Annotated in this window: 10 protein-coding genes; 7 read left to right on the forward strand and 3 right to left on the reverse strand. The window is 69.3% G+C overall.

Going from position 1 to position 11,189, the window contains the following annotated elements; genetic code table 11:
* Both IEZ31_RS54730 and IEZ31_RS54735 read right to left on the reverse strand, forming a co-directional pair.
* On the reverse strand, positions 1 to 1,193 hold a 1,193-nt coding region (locus tag IEZ31_RS54730), incomplete at its 3' end, for an AMP-binding protein (RefSeq protein ID WP_190258110.1).
* Between the two features lie 48 nt (positions 1,194 to 1,241).
* Positions 1,242 to 2,225, reverse strand: a complete 984-nt coding sequence (locus tag IEZ31_RS54735; RefSeq protein ID WP_190258111.1) for an SMP-30/gluconolactonase/LRE family protein — start codon at positions 2,223 to 2,225, stop codon at positions 1,242 to 1,244.
* A gap of 337 nt (positions 2,226 to 2,562) precedes the next feature.
* Between IEZ31_RS54735 and IEZ31_RS54740 the strand changes: the two genes are divergently transcribed.
* Positions 2,563 to 3,519, forward strand: coding sequence for a sugar phosphate isomerase/epimerase family protein (locus tag IEZ31_RS54740; RefSeq protein ID WP_190258112.1), 957 nt, complete (start codon positions 2,563 to 2,565; stop codon positions 3,517 to 3,519).
* 1 nt (position 3,520) lies between these two features.
* Entirely contained in the window at positions 3,521 to 5,038 is a 1,518-nt protein-coding gene (locus IEZ31_RS54745) for a GMC oxidoreductase (RefSeq protein WP_190258113.1), read from the forward strand.
* A 73-nt stretch (positions 5,039 to 5,111) separates the two neighbouring features.
* Here the strand turns inward: IEZ31_RS54745 and IEZ31_RS54750 are convergent, their stop codons facing one another.
* Positions 5,112 to 5,918: an enoyl-CoA hydratase/isomerase family protein gene (locus IEZ31_RS54750; protein WP_190258114.1), complete on the reverse strand. Its 807-nt coding sequence runs from the start codon at positions 5,916 to 5,918 to the stop codon at positions 5,112 to 5,114.
* Positions 5,919 to 6,026: 108 nt separating this feature from the next.
* Here IEZ31_RS54750 and IEZ31_RS54755 point away from each other — a divergent pair, with 108 nt between their 5' ends.
* From IEZ31_RS54755 to IEZ31_RS54775, 5 genes are all read left to right on the forward strand, one after another.
* Positions 6,027 to 7,214: a lipid-transfer protein gene (locus IEZ31_RS54755; RefSeq protein WP_190258115.1), complete on the forward strand. Its 1,188-nt coding sequence runs from the start codon at positions 6,027 to 6,029 to the stop codon at positions 7,212 to 7,214.
* Complete coding sequence (locus tag IEZ31_RS54760; protein WP_190258116.1) at positions 7,214 to 8,041, forward strand: SDR family NAD(P)-dependent oxidoreductase; 828 nt, start codon at positions 7,214 to 7,216, stop codon at positions 8,039 to 8,041. Before IEZ31_RS54755 ends, IEZ31_RS54760 begins: the two co-directional genes overlap by 1 nt.
* Positions 8,042 to 8,051: 10 nt before the next feature.
* Positions 8,052 to 8,966, forward strand: coding sequence for an SDR family oxidoreductase (locus IEZ31_RS54765; protein ID WP_190258117.1), 915 nt, complete (start codon positions 8,052 to 8,054; stop codon positions 8,964 to 8,966).
* Between the two features lie 102 nt (positions 8,967 to 9,068).
* Positions 9,069 to 9,743: a TetR/AcrR family transcriptional regulator gene (locus tag IEZ31_RS54770; protein WP_190258118.1), complete on the forward strand. Its 675-nt coding sequence runs from the start codon at positions 9,069 to 9,071 to the stop codon at positions 9,741 to 9,743.
* A gap of 301 nt (positions 9,744 to 10,044) precedes the next feature.
* Positions 10,045 to 11,189 (forward strand): AMP-binding protein (locus IEZ31_RS54775; protein ID WP_190258119.1); only part of this gene is annotated, 1,145 nt, incomplete at its 3' end.

The raw sequence follows: 11,189 nt of genomic DNA on the forward strand, positions 1-11,189 counted from the left end.
TTGGCGCCTCCCGTGACGATCATGTCGACGCGCCGGTCGCTGATGTAGAGATAGCCGTCCTCGTCCTTCCAGCCGAGATCGCCGAGCGTCTCCCAGCCGTTGACCGACTTGACCTCCGCGCCGACATACTCGTAGCTCGCGGGCATGCCCTCGGGGCCCTTCATGTAGATCTCGCCGACCTCGCCCGGAGGCAGCTCGTTGCCCTCGTCGTCCAGGATCTTCATGTCGCCGATGGCCGGCCGGCCCACGGACCCACGGTGCCGGAGCCACTCGGTCCCGGAGATCATGGAGATCGCGATCGCCTCGGTCCCGCCGTAGAGCTCCATGACCTTCTCCGGTCCCAGGAGTTCGATCCACTTCTCCTTGAGCCACTCAGGGCACTTGGAGGCCATGTGCCAGAACAGCCGGATCGAGGAGAGGTCGTACCCTCCGCCCTCCTCGATCCGGCGGTACATTCGGTGCATCATCGTCGGCACCAGCACCATCCAGGTGATCCTGTGCCGGTCGATCAGCCGGAGCAGTTCGTCTGCGTCGAACTTGGCCATGACCACGACGTGCTGGCCGAGCAGGAGACCGCCGACCGAACTGGCCAGCGACATGTTGTGGTAAAGCGGGCCCACGACGACCTGGGTGTCGTTCGGACCGTACTGGTACGCCAGCGCCGTGAGCGCGGGTGATCCCTCCGCGCCCGTCCCGTTGCGGATGATCTTCGGTTGACCGGTGCTGCCGCCCGAGGCGGGTGCCTTCCACGAGGGGGAGACCACCTCGGGGAGGGGTGTATCGCTCACGCTGTCGTCAGGCCTGAACCCGACCGGCAGCGACGGGTAGCCGGGGTGGTCGTCTCCGCCGACCCCCACCAGTACGGCAGGCTTCGTCAGCTCGATGATGCCCTGCCGTTCGGCGACGGGCAGGCGGTAGGAGAGCGGCATGGGCACCGCGCCGACCTTGAGCGCGGCGAAGAAGGCGACGTAGAAGTCGATGCTGTTGGGCAGCGCGACCGCGATGTAGTCGCCGAGCTTCGCGCCCATCTCGGAGTAGACCCGGGCCAGCCGGTTCGACTCCTGCTCGAGTCGGCGCCGTGTCATGGACTCGTCGCCGAAGCTGAGGGCCACGAAGTCCGGGTCCTCGGCCGCGAGTCGCGCCATCGTCCGCATGAACGGCTCGGACGGGCTCGCGGCCAGGGTCTGTTCCATGATCGCAGCATCCATGGTGTACCTCTCGGGTGTCGGACGTCATCGACGTCATGGGCACACAGGCCCGTCGGGAGATTCGGCTATCGACGCTTGCCGTCGAAGGGGATCTTGATGAAGGGCTGCACCGTCGCGTTGCCGACCAACTGGTCGCCGTCCGCGGTCGCGCTGAACTCGACCATCACCGGCATCGGCTGTGTGAGCTGGGAGCCGGCGTGCCTCGTCCGGCTGGGTGGAGGGCGTGGTGCACAGGAACAGCGCCCGGCCGTCGCTGCCGCCCAGCGCGACCGAGAGACACTGCTGATCGGTGGTGACGACCTCGAGCTCCTCGCCACCGGGGGCGACGCGCACCGCTCGGCGGCCGGCCGGATCCGCCACCCACAGGCATCCGTCGCGATCTGCGGCGATGCCGTCGGGGGCGAAGGTCAGCTGCGCCCAGGTCTCGGCGTTCGTCAGGCTGCCGGAGGCGTCGCGCTCGAAGGAGGCGATGGCGAATCCGAACGACTCCGCGACCACCAGCCGGCCGCTGACCGGGCAGGTCACGATGCCGTTGGGGAAGCGCAGACCCTCGGCCGTCGCGGGCCGCGCCTCGCCGGTGGGCTCGACGGCGTAGATCCGTCCGAGGCGGAACTCGGCCTTCGGCTGGTCCGGTCGCGGGTGGAGGAACGCGTGGACGTCGAATCCCATTTCGCCCACGTAGGCGCGGGCGTCGCCGTCGACCCACACGTCGTTCAGCGGGGACTCGCCACTGTCGGTGAGGTCGGCATGCACGTGTACGCCGCCGTCGGCGTCCACTCGCAGGACCCGGCGCTCCGCTTGAGAGACCACCACCATGCTGTTGTCGGGCAGCCAGCCGAGGCCCCCCGCTCCGCCGGGCACCTCCGCGACGACGCGGGTCGCTCCGCCGGCCGCGACGGCGAGGACGGTGCGGGCATGCATGTCCGAGATGTACAGCTGCTCGTCGTGCCACCGCGGGCACTCGCTGGCGGTAAGTCCGGAAACCAGGGCCTCAGTGGCTGTCGTCGGATGGGACATGGTCACCCCCTTTGTGCGTTCACCCGAGCGTTGCCAGGGGGCAATAGACTATGCTGAGCGGCACAGAGAATCCAGAGGTGCGAACACGAAGGAGCGCGCTTGCGTCAGGGCGCCAGCACCGGCCGGGCGGACGTCCTGCCGGTCGGACCGGGCCGGCGGCAGGTGGCCGGCGACCGGTCAGCGCCGGGGAATGACGAGCCGGGTCCGGGCAATCGCCGCCAGGGTGCGGTCGGCGGCCCGCTCCCACGGGTCGCGGGTGTGCCTCGCAGACCATGCCTCCGAAACGGGTTAGCCACCATTCCGGGAGTCACTACCAATTTCCTGAAAGGGGTACGCCGTGCCCGACACCGTTCTGTCCGTCTCGTCGTTCAGTCTCCGCGAACAGCTCGGACCGATCGTCTTCCGGTTCCGTGATCCCTCCGGTGCCGAGCAGACCTTCACCCTCGACAACCCGAAACTGTTCGGCCTCGGCGACTACCCACGCCGTGCCCGGGACGCGTTCGGGATCGACGCGATCGAGACCACCGGGTTCCAATTCACCGGCCTCGACGATCCCGAGATCGACCGGTTCGCGGCTGGGTTACGTGCGTCGGGGACCAGCCTGCTCAACATCGCGGTCGACGTCGGCGACCTTGCCGACCCCGACCCCGAGCGCCGAACAGTCGACGTCGCCGAGCTGAAGGCTTGGATCGCGCGCTTCGCCGCCATGGGATCGACGTTCGTCCGCGTGAACGCCGGCTCGCCGATGAGCGCACACCACGGTACCGAACCCCCCGACCAGCTCGTGGAGGCACTCGTCGACCTGGGGTCCTTCGCGGTCGCCGAAGGGACGCGACTGCTGGTCGAGAACCATGGTGGCCGAAGCAGCGACCCGTGGTGGCTCGCGGCGCTGCTGGACGCGGTCGGCGCCGAATCCTGTGGCCTGCTGCTCGACCTCGGAAACTTCGATTCGCTGCTGAAGCCGATGCGAGCGAGGTTCCAGCAGATCCCGGACGCCGACGACCCCGAGGTGGCCGGGTTCCTCGCCGGGCTCGACCTCAGCCAGCTCTATGCCGGCATCGAGGCGTTGGCTCCGCGGGCGGAGCATGTGAGCGTCAAGACGCACCTGGTCGCCGACGACGGCACGATCGGTGCCGTCGACCTGGGGCGGGCGCTGGGCATACTTGTCGATCACGGTTACGACGGGCCGTACGCCGTCGAGTACGAAGGCGCCGGCGGTGACCCCTGGGTGAAGTCCCGTCGCGTGCTCGAAGCTACGCGCGAGGCGCTCGCCGTTGCACGGACGGGGCACTGAGATGGCTGCAACGACACCTGACGTCGATGTCCTCATCGTGGGCAGCGGCCCTGCCGGTGCCGCCTTCGCCCGCACGATCGGCGATGCCGTGCCGTCGGCCACCATCCTCATGGTGGAGGTCGGGCCGGCGATCCCCGGCGTGCGGGGCGAGCACACCCAGAACATGACCGAGTCCGACCGCGTGGCGGCACAGCTGCTCACCCAGGGACCCCACGCCGGCATCGAGCGCGCAACGGCGCTCGCCGACATCGCCGAGGGGATCGATCCCAGCCTCGAGTTCCGTCAGACCGTCCTGCCGGGCCTCTTCTTCGTCGACCCGCGGCCGGTCCATGGGTGCGGCGAGGTGGGGCTGCCCGCAGCGAGCATGGCCAGCGGCGTCGGCGGCATGGGCATCTACTGGGCCGCCTCATGTCCCCGCCCGCGCCAGTCGGAGCGCATTGCCTGCATCCCCGGCGACCAGCTGGACGCCGCGCTCGACCGGGCCGAGCAGCTGCTCGGCGTCTCCCGCGTCGAGGGTGGCGACATCGGCGTGCCCGGCGCGCTCCGGGCGGCCATGGCTGCCGAGTTCGACGGACCGGGGCTCTCCCCGGTCGGCTTCATGCCCAGCGCCGTCCGGTGGGAGGGCGACACCCTGCGCTTCTCCGGGACCGGCGTGATTCTCGGCGAGATCGAGCGGACCGTGCCCGGCTTCGAGCTGCGCTCGGAGACGCTCGCCCGACGGGTGGTCGTCGAGGACGGTGTGGCGATCGGCGCCGAGATCGAGGACCGCCGCACCGGCGCCGTCACCCTGGTCCGAGCCCGCCATGTCGTGGTCTGCGCCGATGGTCTCCGCACGCCGCAGGTGCTCTTCGCCTCCGGCGTGCGCCCGCCCGCGCTCGGGCACCACCTCAACGAGCACTTCCAGATGGTGTCCTTCGTCCAGCTCAACGACGAGTTCGACCCCGCGGCCTTCCCGCCCGACGAGCGGGGCGCGCTCGGCTACGTGCTGATCCCGTTCTCCGACGCCCGCCCGATGCAGGGCGGCGTGATGGCCCTCGCGAACTCGCCCTACAAGCTGAGCATGGGCGACGACCCCGCCACGCAGCGGCTCGGGCTGGTCGCGTGGTACGGCGCGAAGGACGTGCTGCACCGCGATGCGGTCGAGTTCAGCGAGACCGAGACCGACTTCTACGGGATGCCGAAGATGTCGATCCGCTACGGGCGCACCGAGCGTGACCTGGAAACGATCGAGCAGATGCGCCGCAACTCCCTGCGCAGCGCCGAGCTGATCGGGCGGCTGATCGAAGAGCCCACGCTCGCAGCCGGCGGCTCGTCGCTGCACTACCAGGGCACAGTGCGCATGGGGGCGGTTGACGACGGTCTCAGCGTCTGCGACCCGTACTCGCGTGTGTGGGGCGTGGAGAACCTGTACGTCGGCGGGAACGGAGTCATCCCCACGGCGACCGCAGCCAATCCCACGCTGACGACCGTTGCCCTCGCCTGGCGCTCGGCGATCCGCCTCGCCGCGGCGCTGGGCTGAGACGACCCCGATCCGAGGCTGATCCCGGTGGCGGGAATCGTCTCCTCCGACGCCGGATCGCCCGCGTCCACGATCAGCGGTCGCGGCGCTTGGTGGCCGCGAGCGCCTCCGCCATGGCTGCCTGTGCGGCGGTACTCAGCGCCCCGATCGTCTGGGCTCGCGCCTCGGCGGCCAGGTGGTCGTGCAACGGGGAGCTCAGGCCGGCATCGAGCAGCCTCTTGCTCGCTCGAACGCCGTAGGGCGGTTGGTCCGCCAGGTGCGACGCGAGCTCGGTCGCCGCCGCGAGCGGGTCCGCGCTGATCCCGGCCGCGAGGCCGGCGGCGACCGCCTGGTCGGCATCCAGGGCGCCGGCCGAGAAGAAGAGGTGCGCGGCACGACCGTGGCCGACGATGCGGGGCAGCAGCCAGGAGAGCCCGAAGTCGCCGACGCTCATTCCCAGCCGCAGGAACGGTGCCGAGAACCGGGCGTCGGCCCCGACCATCCGCACGTCGGCGGCGACGGCAAAGGCGAAGCCGGCTCCCACGGCATGACCCTGGACGGCGGCGATGACGGGCTGCGGGATCGTGCGTATCGCCCAGGTGACGGCTGCGCCCGCCTCCATGCCGGCCTGCATCGCCTCGACCGGATCGTCCAGCGCGGGATCCGCCAGGCCGGCCTCGAGGTCCAGGCCCGCGCAGAACGCCCGCCCCTCGCCGGCGAGCACGACGGCCCGTACGTCATCGCGTGCTCCGAGGCCGAGGAGGGCCTCGCGCAGCTCCACCAGCAGGGTGTAGGTGATCGCGTTCAGCCGGTGCGGGCGCGCCAGGGTCACGATGCCGACCCCGTCGCGTACCTCGACGCGGAGGGTGGCCCGACCGTCCGATCCAGATCCGTTTGTCATGCGACAGTTATAACACCCAGCATAGACTTGAACGTGGTGCTAATCAGGTGGCAGACTCCACGACGCTTCGGCTGATCGTCCGCAGTGCTGCCGAGACGAGGAGAGGGCATGTCTGACAACAGAGCAGTGGTCGCCGGGGTGGGGATGATCCCCTTCGCCAAGGCCGGCCGCAGCGACCCGTTCGATGCCATGGGCGCCGAGGCTGCTCGCCGAGCGCTGGCGGATGCGGGGATCGACTACACCGCGGTCCAGCGGGCGTACGTCGGTTACATCTACGGCGACTCGACCGGCGGTCAGAAGGCGCTCTACAAGCTCGGGCAGTCCGGCATCCCGATCATGAACGTCAACAACAACTGCTCCTCGGGTTCCAGTGCGCTCTTGCTCGCTCGCGAGGCCGTCGAATGCGGACTGGCCGACGTCGTGCTGGCGGTCGGCTTCGAGCAGATGGAGCCCGGCGTCGAGGGCAGGTGGCCCGAGCGCCCGCACCCGCTCGAGGACTTCGCGAAGGTCGTGATCGGCAAGTACGGCATGCCGGAGAGCGTGCCGGGCGCTGCCCTCTTCTACGGCGCGGCGGGCAACGAGTACGTCGAGGAGTTCGGCATCGACCCGACGGTCTTCGCGCACATCTCCGTCAAGGCTCGCCGGCATGCGGCCAACAACCCCAACGCCGTCTTCCGCGACCCGCTGACGATCGAGGAGGTGCTGGCGTCACGGCAGATCTACGGCCCCATCACCAAGTTCCAGTGCTGTCCTCCCACCTCGGGTGCGGCCGCCGCGGTCGTCGTCTCGCGGGAGTACGCGACGAGGCACGGCCTGCGCGGCGACGTCGTCATTGCGGGTCAGGCGATGACGACCGACTACACGAACACGTTCGAGGGCGACATGCGCAAGCTCGTCGGCTACGACCTGACGGCCTCTGCGGCCAAGGCGGTCTACGAGCAGAGCGGCATCGGCCCCGAGGACGTGCGCGTCGCGGAGGTGCACGACTGCTTCACGGTGCATGAGTTCCTGATCTACGAGGGGCTCGGCCTCACGCCGAAGGGCACGGCCGAGAAATTCGTGCTCGATGGCGAGAACACCTACGGCGGCCAGGTCGTCATCAACCCCTCGGGCGGCCTCATCGCCCGCGGTCACCCGATCGGGGCTACAGGACTCGCGCAGTGTGCCGAGTTGGTCTGGCAGCTGCGCGGACAGGCCGCGGGCCGCCAGGTCGACGGTGTCACCACGGCCCTGCAGCACAACATGGGCATGGGAAGTGCCTGCGTCGTGACCATGTACCAGAAGGTGGACGGCTGATGGGCAAGCTGGAGGGCAGGGCGGCGCTTGTCAGCGGGGCGGGTCGCGGCGTGGGCCGGGCGACCGCTCTCAAGCTGGCCGCGGAGGGTGCCTCCGTCGTTGTCAACGATCTGGACGCCGGGCCGGCCGCCGACACGGTCGAGAAGATCACGTCGGCCGGCGGGCAGGCGATCGCGGTCCCCGGCAGCGTGACGGCCAACGGCTTCGCGGACCGGTTCATCGGCGCGGCAGTCGAGAGCTTCGGCGGCGTCGACATCATCATCAACAACGCCGGCTACACGTGGGACAACGTGGTGCAGAAGATGTCCGACGAGCAGTGGGACGCGATCGTCGACCTGCACCTTAAGGCGCCGTTCCAGATCCTTCGCGCGGCCCAGCCCATCATCAGGGCCGCGGTGCAGCGGGAGGCGGAGCGGGGCATCGTGGTCCACCGCAAGGTGGTCAACGTGTCCTCGGTGTCGGGCATCCGCGGCAACTCCGGGCAGGCGAACTACTCCTCGGCGAAGGCGGGCCTCTTCGGCCTGACCAAGACCCTCGCCAAGGAGTGGGGTCGCTACCACGTCAACGTCAACTGTGTCGCCTTCGGCTTCATCGAGACACGACTCTCCCAGCCGATCGCCGAGGGCGGCTCGACCATCGAGGTCGAGGGGCGCGAGATCAAGGTCGGCGTGCCGGCGCAGGCGTACGAGGCGATCAAGATGATCGTCCCCTTGGGCCGCGCCGGCTCGCCCGAGGAAGCAGCAGGTTCGGTGGTCATGCTCACGTACCCGGAGGCGGACTACGTCTCGGGACAGGTGCTCGTGGCCGGCGGCGGATACGAAGGGTGAGGACGAGACCATGAACACCTCCGCGGACACGAGCGAGGGCATCTCCGACTTCGAGGGGCGCCTCGCCTTCGTGACGGGCGGGGCTCGGGGCATCGGCCTCGGCATCGTCCGGGCGCTGCTGCGACGCGGTGCGAACGTCGCGATCGCCGACATCAGCGCCGATGCGCTCGAACGCGCCGGCGATCTGCTCGCCACCGGGCCGGAGCGCTTGCGCTGCTACCGGCTCGACGTCGCCGACCGGGAGCAGTACGCGGAGGCGGCCGCCAAGGTGCAGCGCGACCTCGGTGACGTGACGCTGCTCTTCAACAACGCCGGCATCATCGACTCGGTGAGCCCGGCCAGGGCGACGTTCGAGATGTGGGACTACGCCATGGGGATCAACCTCGCGGGTGTCTACAACGGGATCCAGACGTTCCTGCCCGGGATGTTGGCTGCCGGCGCCCGCGGTCACATCGTCAACACCTCGTCGGAGGCGGGGCTCCATCCCGCCGGATCGGGCTTCCTTTACCACGCGAGCAAGTACGCCGTGGTCGGGCTGAGCGAGTCGCTGCGGGCCGAGCTCGCCCACCTCGGCATCGGGGTCTCCGTGCTCTTCCCGGGTCCGGTGGCCACCGACATCGTCGAGAACACGCGCCAGCTGCGTCCCGACACGGCCCCGACCCACTCGGCGCGGGTGACCCAGATCCTCGACACCGCCCACCAGATCCTCAACGCCCATGGCGCCTCGCCAAACGGCGTGGGCGAGCTGGTGCTCCGAGCCGTGGAGAGCAACGCGCCCTACATCGCCACGCGCAACGCGATTCCGGAGCACCTCCGTCAACGGACCGAGGCGATCGCCGCGGCCATGGCCGATGCCGAGGCGTTCCTGGCGAACTTCCAGCCGGACCCGGCAGCCGACCAGGCTGTGGGGGTGCGCCGCAGGTGAGGCCGTGGCACCAGCCCGGCCGAGAGCCGGCACCCTTGCTGGAGTCGGCGCGGGACCGGGTTTGCGACAGCCGGAGGGGCGGTCCTGTCTATGATGGCCACCGTGAGTTCACCTGCACGGCGGCGGATCGACGAGATCGGCGACGAAAGTCGTCGGCGCATCCTCGACGCGGCGGAGGAGCTGTTCGCCGAGCGCGGCTTCGATCGGACCTCGTTCGTGGACATCTCCGAGCGCTCCGGCATCAGCCGCGGCTCGATCCCGTGGCACTTCAAGAACAAGGACGGGTTGGTCCTGGCCGTCGTTGGGCGCGCCATCGACCGGGCGATGGGTCCGGAGCACTACGAGACCGTCCCCCGCCTGGCGGAGGTCCTCGACGAGTACGCCAACTGGCTGCGCAGCGGCAACTCGGCGCTGATGTTCATGATCCTCACCGAGGCGATGAGGAGCACCGGCGCGGTCCACACCCAGTACCAGGAGTTTCTCGCCAGGCGACGCAAGGGCGTCGAGCTCTGGCTGCGCAAGCAGCGTCCCGACGGGGTTGACCCGACCTTCGCGACGGAGCGAGAGCGTGCCTTCGCCGTGGCGCTCAACGGAGCGGTGACCGGCATCCACCTCCAGGCACTCGTCGACCCCGACGGCATCGACCTCGACGCGGCGCTGCAGGCGCTGGCGAGTGTCTTCGACAAGCACGTCGCCGATGTGTGGGCGCAGCCCACACCGGAGAAGGAGCGCACGCCCGGCAAGGGCAGCGGCTCCCGACGCAGCAAGTCCCGCTGACTGGGGGCGTCCCCGAACCTCGTCGGGCCGAGAGCCGGGCGGACTCGCCAGGCCGTGCCGTCCGTGGTGACTCGGCTGACGACGGGTCCTGCCCGGCTGGCGATCGTTCACCGCATCTCCTGGGCTCGGCCGTCAGCCCGAGCCGGCCACCTTCGCCGAAATCTCGCCGAGTTACTTGCCTCACTCTATGGTGCCTAGCATAGAGTTGGTCTAGTTGCTCGTTGAGGAGAGGTGTGAAATGGACGCTGCAGCCGTGGCGGAGCTCATAGCCGCAAACCCAGCCGAGCCCTATGTGCGGACGATGGCGCGACTCGCGGGGGAGGCCCCCGACTTCGTCGCCATCAGTCATGGGGATGACGTCGTCACCCGTCGCACGCTCGAGCGGCGCTCCAACCGGCTCGCTCGCGTCTACCTCGGCGAGGGCGTGACGTTCGGCGACTACGTGGTGATCGCCCTGCCGAACGGGATCGACTTCTACGTGGCCTTCTTCGCGGCACTCAAGGTCGGCGCGGTGCCGATACCGCTGTCGTACCGCCTCCCGATCACGGAGCGGCAGGCGATCATCGACCTCGCCAAGGCGGCGCTCCTGGTCGGCGTGAATGCGGGGGACCACCCCGGCTACGCCGTTCTGCCGTCGGGGTTCGAGCCGGACGACTCGGTGAGCGACGAACCGCTGCCCGAGGTGATCTCCCCGGCGTGGAAGGCGCCAACATCCGGTGGTAGCACCGGGCAGCCCAAGATCATTCGTGCCGGTGCCGGTGCCGAGGCGTCACCGGCGATCAACCAGTTGCTGTTCCGCTACACCTCCGCCGACACCCAGCTGGTGGTGGCACCGCTCTACCACAACTCGTCGCTGTCGATGTCGGTCGGCGGCCTTCTCCTGGGCCAGCACATCGTGGTGATGGACAAGTTCGACGCCGGGGAGACGCTGCGGCTGATCGAGAAGCACCGGATCACGTGGCTGATGCTCGTGCCGACGATGATGCACCGGATGTACCGGGTCATCGAGTCCGGTGGGGCCCGCGACCTCTCTTCCATCCGGATCCTCTGGCACGCCGCCTCCAAGTGCCCCGAGTGGCTCAAGGAGAAGTGGATCGAGATGCTCGGACCGGAGAAGGTTCTGGAGCTCTACGGCGGCACCGAGTCGATCGCCATGACGGTCATCACCGGCGAGGAGTGGCTCCGGCACCGAGGCTCGGTGGGGCGGCCGATCGTCGGCGACATGAAGGTGCTCGACGCCAACGGTGAGGAGGCGCCGGCCGGTGAGATCGGCGAGATCTACATGAAGGGCAGCGAGGGCATGGGGCTCTCCTACGAGTACGTCGGCGCGGAGGCGAGGTCGCTCAATGGCTGGGAGACGCTCGGCGACCTCGGCTGGAAGGACGAGGACGGCTATCTCTACATCAGCGACCGGCGCGTCGACATGATCGTCACGGGAGGCGCCAA

The organism is Dactylosporangium sucinum, from assembly GCF_014647515.1.
GTDB lineage: Bacteria > Actinomycetota > Actinomycetes > Mycobacteriales > Micromonosporaceae > Dactylosporangium > Dactylosporangium sucinum.